Genomic DNA, 20,401 nt, shown 5'->3' on the forward strand with positions numbered 1-20,401 from the left:
GACGAATTCCTCTCCGGCGCCTGCGAGGTGAGCTGTCGGGTGCGGGCTGGAGATGCCCGGCCGCGCACTGGTCGCGGCTAAACCCCAAGCCCGTTCCGGAGACCGGAACAGGCGTCTTACCTGTGGGTCCCCCGCTCCTGCCGCATACGGGTGGGTGTGTGCGGAGTCCGGTCGGCGGCAGGATTGGGCGTCCGTCCGGATTGGTGGCGAACGTAAGCGAGGAAGACGCAAAGGGACAAGCAGGAGGTTCCACGGATTTGCGTTTCTTGTGTTTCCCTGCGGGAATTCACCGTCACCCTCCGTGAATTCCCACCGGACTCAACCCCTCAATCCCCCTGTAAAAGCACGTCAATTACGTGAACATGACGAACGACGCACGGTCACGAATATGACGCTGCTCACGTACACAACTCTCAGGTTCCTTTATTCCAGAGCGAGTTGGAACGAAGGCTGCAATTGGGACAGAGGGATCAGATGCGACGCAGGCGGATAACCGTCGCATCAAGGTCACCGCGCAGCCCGGTCCGCAGCCCGTGGTGCAACAGGACGGCCCCTCGGTGGACTTCGCCCGTTTCGAGGCATTCGTACGACGCTGTCGGGTCGAGCCCGCGCAGCCGGAGCGCCGGCAGGGGCTCGCCGTAGTGCTGCGCCTGGAGCAGGGCGAGGACGACGGTCTCGTCGCCGTCGACGTACTGCACGGCGCTGAGTCCGCCGCTCGGCGGGCGCAGCCGGTGGAGGTCGCCGTGCTGCACGAGCGGCCGGATCTCCTTGTAGAGGTCGACCCACTGGCGGGCCTCGGCGAGTTCCTCCTCGGTCCACTCCGAGAGGTCGCCGCCCACCCCGAGCACCCCTGCCATGGCGCTCACGAACCGGAAACGCAGGCTGCTGACCCGGCCGTTGAGCTGGATGTTCGGGCTGTCGGTGACCCAGGCGGCCATCACGCGCGCGGGGTGGATCTGGCTGAAGCCGTGCTGGATGGCGAGCCGGTCGAGCGGGTCGGTGTTGTCCGAGGTCCACACCTGGTCCGTACGGCTCATGACGCCGAGGTCGATCCGGCCGCCGCCGCCCGAGCAGGACTCGAAGGCCACGCCCGGGTGGGCCGCCCGCAACCGGTCGAACAGGGAGTACAGGGCGCGCACATGGTCGACCCAGAGGCGCTGCGGATAGGTGTCACCGGGCCATCCGGCATCAGTGAAGCAGCGGTTGAAGTCCCACTTCACGTAGTCGATCGGGGCGCTGGAGAGCAGCCCGTCGAGCCGCTCCCAGAGGTACTCCTGGACGTCCTCGCGGGCCAGGTTGAGGACGAGCTGATTGCGGAACTCCGTCCGCTTTCGCCCCTCTTGGTACTGCACCCAGTCGGGGTGCGCGCGGTACAGGTCGCTGTCCGGGTTGACCATCTCGGGCTCGACCCAGATGCCGAACTGCATGCCGTGCGCGTGGACGCGGTCGGCGAGCGGCTTGAGGCCGGCGGGGAAGCGGTCCGGGTTGGGGGTCCAGTCGCCGAGCCCGGCACGGTCGCTGGTGCGGGCGCCGAACCAACCGTCGTCGACCACGAACAGCTCGACCCCGAGCGCCGCCGCGCGCTGCGCGAGCGTCTCCTGCTGCTCCTCGGAGATGTCGAACTGGGTGGCCTCCCAGGAGTTGTAGAGCACCGGCCGGTCCTGGTCCGCGTCCGGGATGACGTACGTCCGCTGGTAGTCGTGCCAGGTGCGGCTGGCGCCGCCGAAGCCCGCGTCGCTCCACAGCCCGGCGAAGACGGGGGTCGTGAAGGACTCCCCCGGCGCCAGGAGCAGCAGTCCGGAGTCGTCGTACCCGGCGCCGCCGCCGATCTGCACGCGCGCGTCCGGGAGTTGGGCCACGGCGATCCGCCAGGACCCCGACCAGCCGAGGGCGCAGCCGTAGACCTCGCCGCGCTCCTCGGTCGCGTCGGTGTCGAGCGCGACCCAGGGCAGGTGCTGGTGCCCGGTGTGGCCGCGCCGGCTGCCGATGACCTTCTCACCGTAGGTGAGGTCGGACCGCACCAACCGGGACTCGGCGGCCCACCGCCCGTGCAGCTGCGACAGCCGCCACCCCTCCCGCTCGGGCAGCGTCCACACGGCGGAGTCGGCGCGCAGCAGCTCCTGTGCCTCGTCCCCGTCGTTGTCGAGACTCGTCCAGCGCTCCACGACGTCGCCGCGCGTCCGGTAGTGCAGCGTGATCGCGAGGCCGGTGTCCCGGAAGCGGAGCCGCAGTTCGTCGCCCTCGGTGTCGTACCGCTCGAAGGTCCATTCCGTGCCCCGGCGCTCGGGCGTGCGCACGGACAGGGCGGGGCGTGCGAAGCGGGGGCCGCCCTCTACGGGGTACTCCTCGCGGCCGTCGAGCGGGGACTCGAAGGAGGAGCCGGCGGGCAGCGGGCGCGCGGCGAGCTCCTCGGCGTCGGCGAGTGCGATCGCGGGGCCCCAGTGCAGGTGGAGCAGTTCGTCGTCCTCGGTGAGATGGACGGCGTAGCTGCTCGTGGGGCCCGTGAGCACCCACGTACGGCCGTTCTCGGCGATCTCCAGCATCAAGCCCCTCACAGATTCGAACAAGTCCACTCAAGCAGCAACATCATCAATGGCCCGGGGCCTGCGAGGCAACGTCTGTGGACAACTCATGGCCTGTGGAATCGATGTCGTATCGTCGGAAGCGTGCCCGCCGGTGAGCCGCGTCGTCGGGCCGAGTGGGAGGAGTCCTCGTGACGCAGCAGATTCCGTCGACCGAGCCGGAGTTGTCCGGAGTGCGCAATTTCCGGGACGTGGGCGGACTTCCGACGGTGGACGGACGGCGGGTGCGGCACGGGGTGCTGTTCCGCAGCGGTCACCTCGCGCACGCGACCGAGGAGGACTCCGCGTTCCTCGACTCGCTGGGCCTGCACACGATCTTCGACTTCCGCAACGCGTCGGACCAGAAACTGGAGGGCCCCGACGTCGAGCTGCCCGGCGTGCGCAATGTGAATCTGCCGCTGTCGGACCCGGCGGACGGTTCCGAGTTCTGGAAGATGGTCCGCGACGGCGAGATAGACCAACTGCGCGGGATCCTCGGCGGCGACAAGGGCGCGAACCGGATGATCGCCTCGTACCGCACGATCGTCACGGAGCGCACCGCTGAGCACTCCCAGGTGCTGCACGGGCTCGCGGAGGACAGTGTTCCCGCGCTGATGCACTGCGCGGCGGGCAAGGACCGCGCGGGCCTCTCGATAGCCGTGACGCTGCTCGCCCTGGGCGTGGAGCGCGAGGCGATCGTGACCGACTACCTGGAGTCGAACGCGAAGCACCGCCGCTACAAGGTGCGCCGCAGCGGCTCCTCCGCCTCGGCCTACTCCCCCGAGGTGATGGAGCTCCTCAGCCCCCTCTTCGACGCCCGCGCCGAGTATCTGACGGCCGCATTCGAGACCGTCGAGGAGACCTGGGGCAGTGTGGACGCCTATCTGGAGCAGGGGCTCGGGATCACCCCGGAGATCCGGGAGCGGCTGCGCGAGCGACTCCTGGACTGAACTCGCGGCCGCGATGGGCTACTTGGCGCCCACGGAGAACAGCAGGTAGATGAAGGCCGCGAAGACGTGTCCGACGGCGATGTAGATGATGAGCCGCACCCACAGGGCGCGGGGGAACTTGTCCTCGATGTTGTTGCCGCTCATGGCGTCTCTCCGGTGATCGGGCCCAGGCACAGGGTGGCCGTGGGGCTCTGGAGCAGGGTGTGGACGAACAGGACCTCGACGCCGTCCTCGTCGGCGGCGGCGAGGCGGTGCGGGGTGAGCGAGTCGAAATGCGCGCTGTCGCCCGGGGCGAGGAGGTGCGCGGTGTCGCCCAGGCGCAGGCGCAGCCGTCCCTTGAGGACGTACAGCCACTCCTCGCCGGGGTGCACGCGCACGATGTCGCCCTGGGAGCCGTGCGGGATGCGCACGCGCAGCGACTGCATCCCGCGGCCGGGGGCGCCTGCCTGCCAGTAGGTCCAGCCGCCGGCCCGGGTCGGTTCCATGTGGGCGGCGCGGACCACGGCGTCCCGGTCGGTGACCGTCTCGCCGAGCAGATCCGAGACTGTCGTACCGTAGATGCGGGCCAGCGCGAGCAGCATCGGCAGCGAGGGCTGGCGCTGCCCGGTCTCCAGACGGGAGAGATGGGCGGGCGAGAGTCCGGCCGAGCGGGCGGCGACCTCCAGGGTGAGGGAGGCGCGGCGGCGCAGGGCGCGGAGTTGCGGTGCGACGGTGGCCGGCAGGTCTTCGACAGGCCCGGCCGACGGTTCCGGCTCGGTCTCGGGAGAACTCATGCTCTCCATTCAGCCGCAGGCTTGCCCCCGAGGCAAATCTCTTGCCTCAGAGGCAAAAACCCGTGGCGCCCGGCAAGCCCCCCTACCGGTTGGCCACCGCCTGCTTCACGAGCGTCTTGCTGAAGTCCCACATCAGCCCGCCACCGCTGTGCGCGTCGTCCATCACGGCGGTGAACGCGTCCACGAACCGGTCCACCTCACGCTCGCCGATGATCAGCGGCGGGATGAGCTTGATGACCTCCAGATGGTCGCCGGAGACCTGGGTGAGGATCCGGTGCCGCTGGAGCAGCGGTACGACCACCATCTGCGCGAACAAGCCCTTGCGCGCGGCCTGAAGCATGGTCCAACGACCGCGCAGCTTCAGCGACTTGGGCCTGCCGAACTCGATGCCGATCATCAGACCCCGGCCGCGCACATCGGCGAGCAGCTCGTACTTGTCGACCAGCGCGGCGAGCCGGGTCCTCAACTGGTCCCCGGTGGCACGGGCGTTGGCGACGATCTGCTCGTTCTCCATCACCGACAGCACCGCGAGCCCCGCCGCCATGGCCTGCGCGTTGGACCCGAAGCTCGCCGAGTGGACCAGCACGCGGTCCATGGACGAGTAGACCTTCTTGAAGATCCAGTCCTTGCCGAGGGTCGCGCCGACCGGCACATACCCGCCGGACAACGCCTTGGCCACGCACACCAAGTCCGGTTCTACGCCTTCCTCGTGCTGGTAGGCGTAGAAGTCACCGGTCCGGCCGAGACCGGTCTGCACTTCATCGGCGATGAGCAACGCCTTGTGCTGGTGCAGGAGTTCCTGCGCGGCGCGCAGATAGCCGGGCGGGGCCTCGTGGACGCCCTTGCCCTGGATCGGTTCGACGACGAGGGCGGCGACGTCGCCCTTCTTCAACTCCCGTGCCAGGGCGTCGAGATCGCCGAGCGGTACGGCCGTGTCCGGCAGCAGCGGGGCGAAGCCGTCCCGGAATCCGTCCTCGCCGTTGACGGAGAGCGAGCCGGTGGTCAGGCCGTGGAAGGCGTGGTCGCAGTACAGGACACGCGGTTTCCCGGTGGCGTACCGGGCGAACTTGAGCGCGGTCTCGACCGCCTCCGTACCGCTGTTGCCGAAGAACACTCGGTCCAAGTGCGGGCTGTGGGTGAGGAGTTGCTCGGCGAGGAGGCCGGGCAGCGGCTGACAGTCGAAGCGGGTGAGGTCGGCGAGCTGGGCGTCGAGGACGTCGTGCACCGCCTTGCGGACGACGGGGTGGTGGCGGCCCAGGCCCATCACCCCGAATCCGGCGAGCATGTCGAGGTAGTCGTTGCCGTCGACGTCCCAGAAGTAGGCGCCCTCGCCCCGCTCGTAGACCTTGTCGAAGCCGATGGTGTGCAGCATGCGCGGGAGCTGGTGGTTCAGGTACTTGGCGTGCAGCTCGTAGCGCTCGGCTCCGCGCTCGGCCAAGAGCGCGGTGAGGTCGAACTCCTTGGTCATTCGGGTTTCTCCTTGGCTGTGCCGGCGTTCGCGTCCTTGACCGCCAGGCTTGCGCTGATCCGTCCGGCGACCTCGACGGGTGTGAGGCCGATGTCGGCGAGCACCTCCCCGCGTTTGGCGTGCGCGAGGAACTGCTCCGGGATGCCGAACCGCCTTACCGGGACGTCGACTTCGGCGTCGCCGAGGGCCAGCGCCACGGCGGCGCCGACGCCGGAAGCGCGGCTGTTGTCCTCGACGACGGCCACCAGGCGGTGTTCGGCGGCGAGGCCCGGCAGCGCCGGGTCGACGGGTTTGACCCAACGGGGGTCCACGACCGTGCAGTTGATGCCACGCGCTTCGAGGAGTTCGGCGGCCTGGAGGCAGACGGGCGCCATCACGCCCACCGCGACGAGCAGCACCTCGGGGGTCTCCGCACCGCGGTGCAGAACGTCCAGGCCGCCCACACGGTCGATCGCCGGGATCTCCGGTCCGACCGACTCCTTCGGGAAACGGACGAGGGTCGGCGCGTCGTCGACGGCGACCGCTTCCCGTAGCTGGGCCCGGAGTTGGTCGGCGTCACGCGGGGCGGCGATCCGCAGGCCGGGCACGACCTGGAGGATCGACATGTCCCACATGCCGTTGTGTGACGCACCGTCAACTCCGGTCACCCCGGCGCGGTCCAGGACGAACGTCACCCCGCAGCGGTGCAGCGCCACGTCCATCAGGAGTTGGTCGAAGGCGCGGTTGAGGAAGGTGGCGTAGACGGCGACGACCGGATGCAGTCCGCCGGTCGCGAGGCCCGCCGCCGACACCGCCGCGTGCTGCTCGGCGATGCCGACGTCCCACACCCGGTCGGGGAACTTCGCGGCGAACTTGCCGAGGCCGACGGGGTGCAGCATGGCCGCCGTGATGGCCACGACGTCGTCCCGCTCCTCACCGATGCGCAGGATCTCGTCGCCGAACACGCTGGTCCAGGAAGGGCCGTTGGAGGGCACGAGGGGTGCGCAGGTGAGCGGGTCCATCACGCCGACGGTGTGGAAGTGGTCCTCCTCGTGGGCGAGGGCGGGTTCGTAGCCGCGGCCCTTCTCCGTGAGGCAGTGGACGAGGACCGGGCCGTGGAAGCGTTTCGCGCGGCGCAGCGCGGACTCGACGGCGCCGATGTCGTGTCCGTCGATCGGACCGACGTACTTGAGGCCCAGGTCCTCGAACATGCCCTGCGGGTTGAACGCGTCCTTGAAGCCCTTCTTCGCGCCGTGCAGCGATTCGTAGACGGTGTGGCCGATGACCGGGGTGCGCAGCAGGACGTCCTTGCCCCAGGCGAGGACCTTCTCGTAGCTGTCGGTCGTGCGCAGGGTCGCCAGGTGGTTGGCGAGGCCGCCGATGGTGGGCGAGTAGGAGCGTTCGTTGTCGTTGACGACGATGATCAGCGGCCGGTCCTTGGCGGCCGCGATGTTGTTCAGCGCCTCCCACGCCATGCCGCCGGTGAGGGCGCCGTCGCCGATGACGGCGACGACATGGCCCTTCTCCCCCTGTACCTGGCGGGCCTTGGCGAGGCCGTCTGCCCAGCCGAGCGCGGTGGAGGCGTGGCTGTTCTCGATGACGTCGTGCTCGGACTCCTCGCGCGAGGGATAGCCGGACAGGCCGCCCTTGCTGCGCAGCTTCGAGAAGTCCTGACGACCCGTCAGAATCTTGTGTACGTAGCTCTGGTGGCCGGTGTCCCAGAGGATGCGGTCGGTCGGTGACTCGAAGACCCGGTGCAGCGCGATGGTCAGTTCCACCACACCCAGGTTGGGCCCGAGGTGTCCGCCGGTCCTGGCCACCGCGTGGACCAGGAACTCCCTTATCTCTTCGGACAGTTCGCCGAGTTCCGCCTCGGACAGCGCCTTCAGGTCGCGTGGTTGACGGATGCTCTCCAGAATCGTCACGTCGGGCCCCCTTCGGTCCGTGCTGGTTCAGCTCACGGTGACGGCCGGCTCCCCCGCCGCGACGCCGTCCTGCTCCATCTGTTCGGCGATCTTCATCGCCTCCTCGATGAGGGTCTCCACGATCTTCGACTCGGGCACGGTCTTGATGACCTCGCCCTTGACGAAGATCTGACCCTTCCCGTTGCCGGAGGCGACCCCCAGGTCGGCCTCCCGCGCCTCGCCGGGTCCGTTGACGACGCAGCCCATGACCGCGACGCGCAGCGGGACCTCCATGCCTTCCAGGCCCGCCGTGACCTCGTCGGCGAGCTTGTAGACATCCACCTGGGCACGCCCGCAGGACGGGCACGACACGATCTCCAGCCGGCGGGGCTTGAGGTTCAGCGACTCCAGGATCTGGAGGCCGACCTTGACCTCCTCGACCGGCGGGGCGGACAGCGACACCCGGATCGTGTCGCCGATGCCCTCGCTGAGCAGCGCCCCGAAGGCGACCGCCGACTTGATCGTGCCCTGGAAAGCGGGCCCGGCCTCGGTGACCCCGAGGTGCAGCGGATAGTCGCTCTGCGCGGCGAGCTGCCGGTAGGCGTTGACCATCACCACTGGGTCGTTGTGCTTGACGGAGATCTTGATGTCGCGGAAGCCGTGCTCCTCGAAGAGCGACGCCTCCCACAGGGCCGACTCGACGAGCGCCTCGGGCGTCGCCTTGCCGTACTTCTGGAGCAGACGGCGGTCCAGGGAACCGGCGTTGACCCCGATGCGGATCGGCGTGCCGTGGTCCTTGGCGGCCCGCGCGATCTCCTTGACCTTGTCGTCGAACTGCTTGATGTTGCCGGGATTGACGCGAACTGCCGCGCAGCCGGCCTCGATCGCGGCGAAGACGTACTTGGGCTGGAAGTGGATGTCCGCGATCACCGGGATCTGTGACTTGCGCGCGATGGTGGCCAGCGCGTCCGCGTCGTCCTGCGTGGGGCAGGCGACGCGGACGATCTGGCAGCCGGACGCGGTGAGTTCGGCGATCTGTTGCAGGGTGGCGCCGATGTCCGACGTACGCGTCGTGGTCATCGACTGGACCGAGACGGGGGCCCCGCCCCCGACCGCCACCGATCCGACCTCGATGCGTCGCGACACACGTCGCTCGGCGATCGGCCGGACCGGCATCTCGGGGACGCCCAGGGCTACGGCGGTCATGACGTCAGTCGCGGTTTCCGGCGACGGTCTCGCGCATGGCCCGCAGGGACTCCTTGAGGGAACCCATGGTGGCGAGGACGGCGGTGGGCTCGTAGCCGCAGTGCGCCATGCAGTTGGCGCAGCGCGGGTCCTTGCCGCGGCCGTACTTGTCCCAGTCGGTGTCCTCGATCAGCTCCCGGTACGTGGGGACGTACCCGTCGCTCATCAGGTAGCAGGGGCGCTGCCAGCCGAAGAGCGAGTAGTTCGGGATCGCCCAGGCCGTGCACGGGAAGTCGACCTTGCCCTCCAGGAAGTCCAGGAAGAGCGGGGAGTGGTTGAGCCGCCACTTCCTGCGGTTTCCGCCCGCGAAGGCCTTCTTGAACAGCTCGTGGGTCTGCGCGACACCCAGGAAGTGCTCCTGGTCGGGCGCCTTCTCGTAGGCGTAGGCGGGCGAGATCATCATCTCGTCGACCTTGATGTCGTCGTTGAGGAAGTTCAGGACCTCGATGATGGTCTGCGGGGTGTCCGTGTTGAAGAACGTCGAGTTGGTGGTGACCCGGAAGCCGCGCTTCTTGGCCTCCTTCATCGCCTCCACCGCCTCGTCGAACACGCCCTCCTTCGCGACGGACTCGTCGTGCCGCTCACGCAGCCCGTCGATGTGCACCGCGAAGGCGAAGTACGGCGAGGGCGTGAACTTGTCCAGCTTCTTGCGCAGCAGCATCGCGTTGGTGCAGAGGAAGACGTACTTCTTCTTCGCCACCAACTGCCGCACGATCTCGTCGATCTGAGGGTGCATCAGGGGCTCGCCGCCCGCGATGGACACCATCGGCGCACCGGATTCGAGCACCGCCCCTACGGCCTGCGCCACCGGCATGCGCTGCTTGAGCACGCCCGCCGGGTGCTGGATCTTGCCGCAGCCTTCGCACTTCAGGTTGCACGCGAAGAGCGGTTCCAGCTCCACGATCAGGGGGAACTTGTCCCGCTTGCGGAGCTTCTGTTCAGCCAAGTATGTAGCGACCTTGATTGTCTGGCGCAGCGGCATGGCCATCTGGCTCACCTCCGGGGGAGCAGCAAAGAACGGTGCCATTCGAAAAAAGCGGGAAGAACGGAACGAAGAACGCGGAAAGCCGATATTCCACCGCGCACCGTGCCGATCCGGACGAGTTCATGTTCAGGAGCGTCCACGACCACCCGTACGGCCGCAACCGGGCGCGCGCCCGTACGCACGGCGCTCAGCAGCGTGGCCGCCGACTCCATGTCGACCGCGATTGCGCCGGTCGCGAGCAGATCCGACCGTTCCTGACCGCGGACGATGTGATCGGAACCGGTCAGGGGGCCGGTGTGGACGGTGCGGCCGGGCAGGGCCCGCACCAGTTCCTTGACGAGCAGCTCGGTACCGACGCACGGAACGGTTCCGCGCGCCTCCCTGGTCTCCTCGGCGACCACGAGGTCACCGGGGTGCATACCGGGGGCTAGTCCGGCGCAGAAGCCCGTGGCCAGTACGGCGGCCCCGTCCAGCGCCGGGTCGGCGAGGCGCCGCGTGACGGCCTCCTCGGCCGCCTGTGGCCCCATCCCCGTCCTGAGGAAGGTGACCGGCCCGCCGGCGCCGGAGCGGTCGCCCGCGCGCAGGGCGAGGCGCTCGATGCCGAGCGCGCAGGCGATCAGCAGCGGCGGTCCGGCGGACTGTCTGCCCATCAGCCCCCCTTGGCCGGGGAGAACGAGGGCTGGGAGAACGGTTCTCCGTGCACGTAGCGCCCGAGCGCGGTGAGCGGGAAGACCTGCCGGTAGAGGTGGTAGTTGATGGAGAAGTCCCACGGGAAGCCCGTGCCGGTGAAGTAGGGCTCGTCCCAGGACCCGTCCTCCCGCTGGGTCGCCGCGAGCCACTCCACACCGCGTTCCACGGCCTTGGAGTCCCGCTCCCCGGCCGCGAGCAGGGCCATCAGGGCCCAGGCCGTCTGCGAGGCGGTGGAGGCGCCCCGGCCGCTCCATTCCTTGGCGTACTTGTAGGAGCGCAGATCCTCGCCCCAGCCGCCGTCGTCGTTCTGCACGGTCTCCAGCCAGGTCACCGCGCGCCGGATCGCCGGGTGCGAGCCGGGAATCCCGGCCGCGGCGAGCGCGGGTACGACGGACCCGGTGCCGTAGACGTAGTTGACGCCCCAGCGGCCGAACCACGAGCCGTCCGGCTCCTGTTCGGCGAGCAGCCACTCGATGCCGCGCCGGGTACGCGGGTCGTGGGCGAGGCCCTCGACGGCGAGCATCTCGACGACGTGCGCGGTGACATCCGCCGACGGCGGGTCGATGACCTCGCCGAAGTCGCAGAACGGCAGCCGGTTGGGGAACGGGCTGGTGTTGTCGACGTCGAAGGCGCCCCAACCGCCGTTCTTCGACTGCATTCCGAGGTTCCAGCGGACCGCGCGTCCGGCGGCCCGGTCGAGGCGCTCCGGGTCGTGATGTCTGACCCGGCGCAGCGCGAGCACGACCTCGGCGGTGTCGTCGATGTCGGGGTAGTTGTCGTTGTGGAACTCGAACGCCCAGCCGCCGGGCGGCAGTTGGGGCCGTTTCACCGCCCAGTCGCCGGGGCGGACGATCTCCTCCCCGAGCATCCAGTCGGCGGCCTTGACCAGTTGGGGATGGTCGGCGGGCACGCCCGCGTCGGCGAGCGCGATGGTCGCGAGGCAGGTGTCCCACACCGGGGACTGGCAGGCCTCGATCACCCGGGCCCCGTCCTCGCGCCAGACCGCGAACCGGTCCAGGGAATCAAGTCCCGCGCGCATCACGGGGTGTTCGAGGTCGTAGCCCAGCAGGTGCAGGGCGATCACCGAGTACACGGCCGGCGGCTGGATGCCACCCCAGCAGCCGTCGTTCTCCTGCCGCTCGATGATCCAGCGCCCGGCCGACTTCATGGCCGCTCCGCGCAGCTTCCGCGGGGCCACCTTGCGGTAGAGGTGCAACGCCTTGTCGAGCCGCTGGAAGGCGCCGTCCCAACTCGCCACCGGGGCAAGGGGCTTGACCGGGTTCGGGTTGTCCGCGTCGGTGTGCAGTTCGTCGAGCGGGAAGGGCGCGGGCCGCACCGGCCGCTTCGCGGAGACCACCGTCAGCGGCACGATGGTCTGCCGGGCCCAGCATCCGAAGTCGTAGATGTTGAGCGGCACCCAGGTGGGGAAGTACAGGAGTTCCGGGGGGAGTTCGGGCAGGTCGTCCCACTTCCACCAGCCGAACAGCGCGAGCCAGATCCGGGTGAAGACCCGGGCCGCGGCGATCCCGCCCCGCTCACGGACCCACGCGGACGCCTTCGCCATGTGCGGGGCGTCCGGCGCGTCCCCGGCCAGGCGGAGGGCGACGTACGCCTCGATGGTGGTGGAGAGTTCGCCCGGGCCGCCGTAGAAGCTGGCCCAGGTGCCGTCCTCGCGCTGCTCGCCGCGGATGAAGAGTGCGGCGGCCTGGGTCGTCGACTCGTCGCGGATGCCCAGGAACTGACGGAGCAGCAGATCCTCGGCGTCCATGGTGACGTTTGTCTCCAGGTCGCCCTTCCACCAGCCCTGGGCGTCCTGCTGCGAGAGGAGGAAGTCGGTGGCGCGTTGGACCGAGAGCGCGGCGGCGTCGTGCACCCCGGCCGCCACGGGGGTGTTGATGTCGGTTTCGCTGGCCGCGGCGACACGGGGAGGCATGGCCCCGGTGCTTCCGTCGGTCGTCGCTGTCATGGCTTCCCCTTCGTGCAGTGGCATGTCTCTGCTGTGGGTCCGCCGTCGGCCGGTACTCGTTCGTTCGCAGCACCGGCCGGCGACTACGCGAGGGCTATTCGACCGATAGTGATCATCTCTTTCGTACGACGACGAAGTCGGCGAGCGCCGTGAACTGCGCCCGAACCCGGTCGGGCATGTCGATGGCGTCGAGGGCCTCGATGGCGATGGTGTGCTGACGACGTGCCTCTTCGGCGGTCCACTCGCGGCCGCCGGCCTCCTCGATGAGCGCGGCGCGGGCCGCGAACTCCTCCTCGGAGAAGTTCTCGAAGTCGCTGCTCTTGGCGTCGGCGGCGAGGATCTCGCCGAGCCGCTCGGAGGCGGGTCCGCCCGCCGCGAGCGCCGCCACCACGGGCAGGGACTTCTTGCGCTGGCGCAGATCGCTCCAGGTCTGCTTCCCGGTGGACTCCGGGTCGCCCCAGATGCCGAGGAGGTCGTCGACGGCCTGGAAGGCCAGGCCGAGGTGGTGGCCGTACTTCTCCAGGACGTCGGCGGTGCGGTCGTCCGCACCGCCGAGCACGGCCCCGATGGAGGAGGCGCAGGCGAGCAGGGCGCCGGTCTTGTTGCCCTCCATCTCCAGGCACTCCTCGACGCTGACGCGGTCGCGGTGCTCGTAGGAGATGTCCTGCGCCTGGCCGTCGATAAGGGCGCGGGTCGCGGTGGTGAGGCGGCGGGTGGCACGGCCGGCCTCGACGGTGCCGAGCTCCAGCAGGACCTCGTTGGCCAGCGCGAACAGGGCGTCGCCGACGAGGATGGCCTGGGACGGGCCGTGCACCTTCCACACGGTGTCGCGGTGCCGGCGCTGCTCGTCGCCGTCCATCAGGTCGTCGTGCAGCAGCGAGAAGTTGTGGACCAGTTCGACGGCGACGGCGCCGGGGATGCCGGTCTCGGGCGAGGCGCCGGTGACCTCGGCGGAGAGCACGGCGAGCGCGGGGCGCACGGCCTTGCCGCCGTCGCCGTCCGCCGGGTTGCCCTCGGCGTCGATCCAGCCGAAGTGGTAGGCGGAAACGGTGTCCATGGGGGGAGCCAGGCGGTCCACGGCCGCCCGCAGTACCGGTGTGGCAAGGGTCCGGCCGCGCTCCAGGAGCGCGGACACGTCCACCGCGTCGGCAGCCGTCTCGGCCGGGGGCACAGTGGGCACAGTCTCTCCTCTTGTCGCGCTACCGAAGGTGCGGGGGTCGCCTGCCGCCTGCTGATCGACCTTCACCGGTTCCCACCTCGCAGTGAAGCGCCGGTCCCCTCCGGCTGTCCGCCGGGGGTCCGGGGGTTGTCCCCCGGGACGATGCAGTACGCCGCCTCCTCGAACTCGAAGAGATGGCGGGGGCGGGGCCGGCCCAGGGCGGCGAGTGCGGCGTCCGCCGCGCTCACGCCACTGCGGACCGCACTCTCCATGGTCGCGGGCCACCCTGTGGCGGTCCACGCTCCGGCCAGGTACAGGCCGGGGGCCTTGGTGCGGGCGCCGGGCCGCAGCCGTCCGACGCCGGGGGCGGGGGCGAACGTCGCCGTGCGCTCCCTGGTCACGAAGAAGTCCTTCACCTCGGCGCCGCGCGCACCGGGCAGCAGCCGCTCCAGCTCGGGCAGGTAGCGCTCCCGCAGCTCGGCCACGGGCGCGTCGATCTCGTCGTGCACGGCGGACTGGGACAGCGCCAGATACTGGCCGTCCTTCAGCCCGGACGCCTCGGTCCGGTCGAACACCCACTGCACCGGGGTGCCCAGCGCCGCGAAGAACGGGCGGGCGAGCACCTTGCGGTCGTAGACGACATGAACGTTCAGGATCGGCGAGTAGTCCATCGACAGCAGCCGCTCGGGCTCGTCGAGGGCGCCGTCGGGCAGCAGATCATGGGCCTCGCGCTGCGGTACCGCGAGCACGACGGTGTCGGCCTCAAGAGTCTCGCCGGGACAGTGAACGCTCCAACGGCCGTTCACGTCTGTAGAGATGGAGGTGACGCGTGTACGGACTTCGGTGCGCACGCCCGCGGAGTCGAGCGCCTTGCGGGCGAGCCGGTCGTGCAGTTCGCCCAGCGGGACGTGTGCCCAGCCGATGTCGGCCGCGCCCGGGTCGGAGAGCAGACCGGTCTTGAACACCATCGCGGCGAGAGCGAGCGAGGAGTCGCCCGCGACCGCGTTGAGGGTGGCGACCCCGACCAGGTCCCACAGTGCCTCGACGGCACGCGCCGACTGACCGTGCGCGGTCAGCCAGCTGCCGAAGTTCTGGGCGTCCAGCGCGGGGTCGGCGAGGTCGAGCGCTTTGAGCGCGAGCGCGGCACGTCCTACTCTGGCGCGCTCCGCGAACGAGAGATGCGGGTACGTCGCGAGGCTGCGCCCCAGATGCAGGGGCACCGGCAGCGGGTCGCGCCGCAGTCTGCCGAGGCGGCGCCCCTCGGGGCGGTTCACGTCGAGAACGGGCACGTCGAGACGATCCTGCAACGGAGCCAGCGCCGCGCCCTCGATGCGGTCGAGGAACCAGCGGTAGGCGGTGCAGCAGCGCAGATACACGTGCTGGCCGTTGTCCACGGTGAGGTCGCCGCGCTGGAAGGAGAAGGCGAGTCCGCCCAGGCGCGGGCGGCCTTCGAGCAGGGTGACGCGGACACCGGCGTCGGCGAGCGCGAGCGCGGAGGTGATGCCGGCGAGGCCGCCGCCGATCACGACGGCATGCCGTCCGGCCGGTCCCGTCGCCGGCTCGGCGGGCAGCCCGTCGGGCCGCGTCCCGTCGCTCATCGTGCACTCCCCCCTGCGCGCCCACCGAGGCACTCGAACCAGCCACGGCAGACCGTTGCAGTCAGGGACGCCACGCCGCACCGGAGGGTTGCCTGCCGCATTTCTCCGGTGCCATCGCCTTGGCCCACTCCGTCCATCAGGTGCGCCTCCTGAGGGTGCTCCGCGTGACGTGCCGGGCGTCCAGACCGGACAGGCCGCGCACCGCGACGTAGGCCTTCTCGCGGCCGGGCAGGGAGACGCGGCCGCGCAGGACGGCCTCCGGCTCGCGCTCGATGCGGTCCAGCAGACGGCGGTAGATGCCGGCCATGGCGGCGACGCAGGCGCCGCTGCGGCGGTCGAGCATCGGGAGCAGCCGGTAGCCCTCGGCGAAAAGAGTGCGGGCCCGGCGCACCTCGAAGTGCACGAGACCCGCGAAGTCGGAACCCTCCGGCGGCGTCGGCCCGTTGAACCCGGCCGAGCAGCCGAATTTCGCGAGGTCGTCGGCGGGCAGATAGGTACGGCCGGTCTCGGCGTCCTCGCGGACGTCTCTGAGGATGTTGGTGAGCTGGAGCGCGAGCCCCAGCGTGTCGGCGTACTCCGAGGCGCGTTCCACGCCGCGCGCCCCCGGCTCGGTGCCGAACACGCCGAGCGAGAGCCGCCCGATCGCACCGGCGACGCACCGGCAGTAGACCTTCAGGTCGTCCCAGGTCTCGTAGGTCTCGCCGCGGACGTCCAGCAGGACGCCGTCGATGAGCTCGTCCAGGCCGTCGAGCGGGACCGGGAAGGCCTCGGCCGTGTGCGCGAGGGCGACCGCGACCGGGTCGGTGTCGTCCTCCTCGACCTTGCCCTCGCGGACCCGGGTGAGCAGCGCCCGGGTGTCCTCGAGGCGTGCCGACTTCACGTCGGTCGGCAGTGTGCCGTCGCCGATGTCGTCGACGCGCCGCGAGAACGCGTACAGCGCCGACATCGCGCGGCGCTTGGGCGTCGGCAGCAGTCTGATGCCGTACGCGAAGTTACGTGCCTGCTGTCCGGTGACGGCCTCGCAGTAGCTGTAGGCGGCGAGTACCGGTGCGGACATGTGCGGTGCAGACTCCACGCTGCGGATCACCCCTCTCCTCGCAGAGTCACGCCCGCCTCACGCAGCAACTGGATCTTGCCGGGTTTGGGCGGGCCGGGAAGTACGTCGTATTCAGCGGCGACGATCGCTCGGATCGCCGCCCTTCCCCCCGCCACGAACCCCGCGAGCAGCAGCTTCAGTCTGCCGTGGACGCTACCCACCAGGGGGGCGCCTTCATTCAGGAGATCGCGGGCGCGTTCTGCTTCGTATGCAACCAGTGCGCGCACCGATGCGCCCGCGGAGGGCGTGGCGAGATCCGCTTCCTGGACGTGAAAGCGCTTCATGTCCTGGGCGGGCAGGTAGATGCGGTCGCGGCCGAGGTCCTCGGTCACGTCCTGCAGGTGTTCGACGATCTGAAGTGCGGTACAGATCGCGTCGGACAGCCGGACCCGCTCGGGGGTCTCGGTGCCGGTGACGCCGAGGACCAGGCGGCCGACCGGGTTGGCGGACAGCTCGCAGTAGGCGAGGAGATCGTCGTAGGTCTCGTAGCGCGTGACGAGCTGGTCCTGGCGGTTCGCGGCGATCAGCCCGAGGAAGGGCTCGGGGGTCAGCGCGCACCGGCGGACGGTCGGCTGGAGGCGGCGCAGCAGCGGGTGGCCCGGGGTGCCGTCGAAGACGCGGTGCAGATCGGCCTCGAAGGCGTCGAGGAGGAGCAGGCGGTCCTCGGTGTCCTCGGGCGACACGCCTAGGAGGCGGGCGTCGGCGCCGCCGGGGGCCAGATCGCCGTCTCCGATGTCGTCGACGAGGCGGGCGAATCCGTACACCGCCATGAGATCGGTGCGCCAGGCCCTGGGCAGGAAGAAGGGCGCCACGGGGAAGTTCTCACCCGCGGCCTTGTCGAGTGTGCCGCGCTCCGGATCACCGGTGCCGGCGGAGTCGGTTCCCGTCATCGCTCACTGCCAGGGGCGGGGACGGCGCATGCTTCGGTGAGCTGGGGAGTTTCCGTAGCCATTGCCGTCACATCTCCCGTTCTACACTGCCGACCCAATACACACTATTTCGGACACGCCGCCCAGTCGTCCGCACGGTTAAACGCAGGCTTACCCGCAGAAGGGTGTCGCGCATTATCGCCCCACTTGCCGCTATTCGGCACCGGTACAGCTTACGTTGTACAACGCAGCAAGGTTCCTCGGGGTGTCCTGCACATCACAACAACACACCGATTGGCGTCAAGATTCCTTGGGCGGGGCCGAGTTGACGTTTCCTTTGCAGACGCGGAGCCCCGCCGGAACAGTTCCGGCGGGGCCGTGGGAAGCGTTCTGGGCTTTTGCGCCCCTATGCGTGTGGACTACTTGCCCGTGAACTTCTCGTACTCCTTGATGACCTCGTCGGTCGGGCCGTCCATCCGGAGTTCGCCGCGTTCCAGCCACAGCACCCGGTCACAGGTGTCGCGGATCGACTTGTTGTTGTGACTGACGAGAAACACCGTGCCCGCGGACTTGCGCAGCTCGCGGATGCGCTCCTCGGAGCGGACCTGGAACTTGCGGTCGCCGGTGGCCAGCGCCTCGTCGATCATCAGGACGTCGTGGTCCTTCGCCGCCGCGATGGAGAACCGCAGCCGGGCCGCCATGCCGGAGGAGTAGGTGCGCATCGGGAGGGTGATGAAGTCGCCCTTCTCGTTGATGCCGGAGAAGTCGACGATGTCCTGGTAGCGCTCCCTGACCTGCTCGCGGGACATGCCCATGGCGAGCCCGCCCAGGATGACGTTGCGCTCGCCGGTGAGGTCGTTCATCAGGGCCGCGTTCACGCCGAGCAGCGAGGGCTGGCCGTTGGTGTAGACCCGGCCCTTCTCGGCGGGGAGCAGGCCGGCGATGGCCCGCAGCAGGGTCGACTTGCCGGAGCCGTTCGAGCCGATCAGGCCGACGGCCTCGCCGCGGTAGGCGACGAAGGAGACGCCCTTGACGGCGTGCACCTTGCGCACCCCACGCTCCTCGCCGCGCTTGACTATGCGGCTGAGGGCGGAGGTGGCGCTGCCCTTGCCGGTCTTGGCGCCGTGCACGCGGTAGACGATGTGCAGCTCGTCCGCGATGACGGTGGGGACCAGATCCTGGGGGGTCCGCTCGATGTTCTGCTCAGCCACGGCCGTACCGCTCCTCCGCCTGCCAGAAGTACACGAAGCCGCCGACGAACAGGACCACGGCCCAGAAGGCGGCGATGGCCCACACGTGCGGCGGCAGGTTCGACGCGCCGTAGCCGTCGATGAGCGCGAAGCGCATCAGGTCCATGTAGACGGCGGCCGGGTTCACCTGGAGGATGCGGACGAACACCTCGGAGCGGCCCTCCATCATCGTGCTGATGGAGAACATGACGCCCGACGCGTACATCCAGGTGCGCAGCATGAACGGCATCAGCTGCGCGAGGTCCGGGGTCTTGGCGCCCATCCGCGCCACGATCAGCGCGAGCCCGGTGTTGAACAGGAACTGGAGCACCAGGACCGGGACGATCAGCAGCCAGGACAGGCTCGGGTAGCTGCCGAAGCCGACGACGATGATGAACAGCACGATCATCGAGAACAGCAGTTGCTGGAGCTGCTGGAGCGCGAAGGAGATCGGCAGCGAGGCGCGCGGGAAGTGCAGCGCGCGCACCAGGCCGAGGTTGCCGGAGATCGCGCGGACGCCCGCCATGATCGAGCTCTGCGTGAAGGTGAACACGAAGACGCCCGTGACCAGGAACGGGATGTACACGTCCCGGGACATGCCCCGGCTGGCCTTCAGGATGACGCCGAAGATGAAGAAGTACACGGCCGCGTTCAGCAGCGGCGTGGCCACCTGCCAGAGCTGGCCGAGCTTCGCCTGGCTGTACTGGGCCGTCAGCTTCGCCTGGGAGAAGGCGAGGATGAAGTGCCGGCGTCCCCAGAGCTGGCGGACGTACTCGGCGAGTCCGGGGCGGGCACCGCTCACCGTCAGCCCGTACTTGGCGGACAGTTGGGCCGCCGTGAGGCCTTCGTCGGGCGACGGACGCGGGCTCACCGCGACTCCGCCGTCATGCGTTGTCTCACTCAAGGGTGGATGCCTTCATTTTCGGATTCGTCTTACGACTGTCTTGCGTTCGTCTTACGGAATTGTGCTACAGGAACTGACACGTATCCGCCGCCGGATACGTTTCGAGGGGTCGGCCGCGCGTCCCGCGCGCGGTCACGCGCGCCCCGAGCCTGTCAGATGACCGGAGGACGGCCCAGCCGGGTCAGGCGCCACACCGTACGCCACCGCATGGGCCTGCGCGGTCCGCACGGAGTGGTCCAGCCCTCCTTGAACCCGCCGAACCAGGCCTGGAGCGCCGGGCGCGAGGGGCGGCGCAGGAGGGTGAGCAGCAGCCACACGCCGAGGTAGACGGGGACGAGGGGCGCGGGGAGGTTGCGGCGGGCCAGCCAGACCCGGTTGCGGGCGACCATGCGGTGGTAGACCGCGTGCCGCGAGGGCGCGGTCGTCGGGTGGTACAGGACCATGTCGGACCGGTAGTCGATCATCCAGCCCGCGTCCAGAGCCCGCCAGGCGAGGTCGGTCTCCTCGTGGGCGTAGAAGAACTCGTCCGGGAGTCCGCCGACCTCGGCGAAGACCTTTGTGCGCACCGCGTTGGCGCCGCCGAGGAAGGTGGTGACCCGGGAGGAGCGCATCGGGTCGGAGGCGCGCAGCCTGGGCACGTGCCGACGCTGGGTGACACCGGTCTCCGGGTCGGCGATGCGGAAGCTGATGATGCCGAGTTCGGGGTCGGCGGCGAAGGCCTGCCGGCACAGCTCGGCGGTGTCGTGCTGGGCGAGGAGCCCGTCGTCGTCGAGGAACATCACTATGTCGACATCGCGACCGGCGGGCCCGAAGGCCTCCAGGCCGATGTTGCGGCCGCCGGGGATGCCGAGGTTCTCGGGCAGTTCTATGCTCCGGACGCCCGCGGGAACGTCCGGGACGGGCGAGCCGTTGCCGACGACGACCGCCTCGACCCGGTCGCCGTCCTGCTTGGCGACCGAGTCGAGCAGCGCCCGTAGTTCGTCGGGGCGGTTGCCCATGGTGATGATCACCGCGCCGACCTTCAT

General features: G+C 69.6%; 18 protein-coding genes and 1 riboswitch. Of the genes, 1 reads left to right on the forward strand and 17 read right to left on the reverse strand.

All coding sequences use genetic code 11. The features are described from left to right. Positions 1–4 precede the first annotated feature (4 nt). Positions 5–167: riboswitch (cyclic di-AMP (ydaO/yuaA leader) on the reverse strand. A 303-nt stretch (positions 168–470) separates the two neighbouring features. After that, a complete protein-coding gene (locus tag OG194_RS06200) occupies positions 471–2,543 on the reverse strand; it encodes an alpha-galactosidase (protein ID WP_327399830.1) in 2,073 nt (690 codons plus the stop codon). 170 nt (positions 2,544–2,713) lie between these two features. Between OG194_RS06200 and OG194_RS06205 the strand changes: the two genes are divergently transcribed. Next, positions 2,714–3,511 (forward strand): tyrosine-protein phosphatase, encoded by a 798-nt coding sequence (locus OG194_RS06205; RefSeq protein ID WP_327399831.1) that lies wholly within the window; start codon positions 2,714–2,716, stop codon positions 3,509–3,511. A gap of 18 nt (positions 3,512–3,529) precedes the next feature. On the opposite strand, the gene OG194_RS06210 is transcribed toward OG194_RS06205, so the two are convergent. From OG194_RS06210 to OG194_RS06280, 16 genes are all read right to left on the reverse strand, one after another. Continuing rightward, positions 3,530–3,655, reverse strand: coding sequence for a DUF6126 family protein (locus OG194_RS06210; protein WP_019058824.1), 126 nt, complete (start codon positions 3,653–3,655; stop codon positions 3,530–3,532). Then, positions 3,652–4,284 (reverse strand): helix-turn-helix domain-containing protein, encoded by a 633-nt coding sequence (locus OG194_RS06215; RefSeq protein WP_327399832.1) that lies wholly within the window; start codon positions 4,282–4,284, stop codon positions 3,652–3,654. Before OG194_RS06215 ends, OG194_RS06210 begins: the two co-directional genes overlap by 4 nt. 82 nt (positions 4,285–4,366) lie before the next feature. After that, a complete protein-coding gene (locus OG194_RS06220; RefSeq protein WP_327399833.1) occupies positions 4,367–5,752 on the reverse strand; it encodes an aspartate aminotransferase family protein in 1,386 nt (461 codons plus the stop codon). Further along, positions 5,749–7,656 (reverse strand): 1-deoxy-D-xylulose-5-phosphate synthase, encoded by a 1,908-nt coding sequence (gene dxs / locus OG194_RS06225; RefSeq protein WP_327399834.1) that lies wholly within the window; start codon positions 7,654–7,656, stop codon positions 5,749–5,751. The genes OG194_RS06220 and dxs overlap by 4 nt, the downstream gene beginning before the upstream one ends. A 27-nt stretch (positions 7,657–7,683) precedes the next feature. Beyond that, positions 7,684–8,841 (reverse strand): flavodoxin-dependent (E)-4-hydroxy-3-methylbut-2-enyl-diphosphate synthase, encoded by a 1,158-nt coding sequence (gene ispG / locus OG194_RS06230; protein WP_327399835.1) that lies wholly within the window; start codon positions 8,839–8,841, stop codon positions 7,684–7,686. Positions 8,842–8,845: 4 nt separating this feature from the next. Beyond that, positions 8,846–9,868, reverse strand: a complete 1,023-nt coding sequence (gene hpnH / locus OG194_RS06235) for an adenosyl-hopene transferase HpnH (RefSeq protein ID WP_033281750.1) — start codon at positions 9,866–9,868, stop codon at positions 8,846–8,848. A gap of 5 nt (positions 9,869–9,873) precedes the next feature. Next, the gene (locus OG194_RS06240; protein ID WP_327399836.1) at positions 9,874–10,515 is read right to left on the reverse strand and encodes a phosphorylase family protein; all 642 of its coding nucleotides are present in this window, start codon (positions 10,513–10,515) and stop codon (positions 9,874–9,876) included. Continuing rightward, positions 10,515–12,521, reverse strand: coding sequence for a squalene--hopene cyclase (gene shc, locus OG194_RS06245; protein ID WP_327399837.1), 2,007 nt, complete (start codon positions 12,519–12,521; stop codon positions 10,515–10,517). Before shc ends, OG194_RS06240 begins: the two co-directional genes overlap by 1 nt. Before the next feature lie 112 nt (positions 12,522–12,633). Beyond that, positions 12,634–13,701: a polyprenyl synthetase family protein gene (locus tag OG194_RS06250; RefSeq protein WP_327399838.1), complete on the reverse strand. Its 1,068-nt coding sequence runs from the start codon at positions 13,699–13,701 to the stop codon at positions 12,634–12,636. Between the two features lie 62 nt (positions 13,702–13,763). Continuing rightward, on the reverse strand, positions 13,764–15,278 hold the full coding sequence (gene hpnE, locus OG194_RS06255) for a hydroxysqualene dehydroxylase HpnE (protein WP_327399839.1): 1,515 nt from the start codon (positions 15,276–15,278) through the stop codon (positions 13,764–13,766). Further along, complete coding sequence (locus OG194_RS47610; RefSeq protein ID WP_442811500.1) at positions 15,275–15,415, reverse strand: DUF6380 family protein; 141 nt, start codon at positions 15,413–15,415, stop codon at positions 15,275–15,277. Before OG194_RS47610 ends, hpnE begins: the two co-directional genes overlap by 4 nt. Further along, positions 15,415–16,365, reverse strand: coding sequence for a presqualene diphosphate synthase HpnD (hpnD, locus tag OG194_RS06260; protein WP_327399840.1), 951 nt, complete (start codon positions 16,363–16,365; stop codon positions 15,415–15,417). The genes OG194_RS47610 and hpnD overlap by 1 nt, the downstream gene beginning before the upstream one ends. Beyond that, positions 16,362–17,264 carry a squalene synthase HpnC gene (hpnC, locus tag OG194_RS06265; RefSeq protein WP_327399841.1) on the reverse strand — a complete coding sequence of 301 codons (903 nt, stop codon included), beginning with the start codon at positions 17,262–17,264 and terminating at the stop codon, positions 16,362–16,364. The genes hpnD and hpnC overlap by 4 nt, the downstream gene beginning before the upstream one ends. 398 nt (positions 17,265–17,662) lie before the next feature. Further along, positions 17,663–18,454 (reverse strand): ABC transporter ATP-binding protein, encoded by a 792-nt coding sequence (locus tag OG194_RS06270; protein ID WP_327399842.1) that lies wholly within the window; start codon positions 18,452–18,454, stop codon positions 17,663–17,665. Further along, on the reverse strand, positions 18,447–19,376 hold the full coding sequence (locus OG194_RS06275; RefSeq protein WP_327399843.1) for an ABC transporter permease: 930 nt from the start codon (positions 19,374–19,376) through the stop codon (positions 18,447–18,449). Before OG194_RS06275 ends, OG194_RS06270 begins: the two co-directional genes overlap by 8 nt. A gap of 152 nt (positions 19,377–19,528) precedes the next feature. Continuing rightward, complete coding sequence (locus OG194_RS06280; protein WP_327406993.1) at positions 19,529–20,401, reverse strand: glycosyltransferase family 2 protein; 873 nt, start codon at positions 20,399–20,401, stop codon at positions 19,529–19,531.

Origin of the sequence: Streptomyces sp. NBC_01288, from assembly GCF_035982055.1 — a bacterium.
GTDB lineage: Bacteria > Actinomycetota > Actinomycetes > Streptomycetales > Streptomycetaceae > Streptomyces.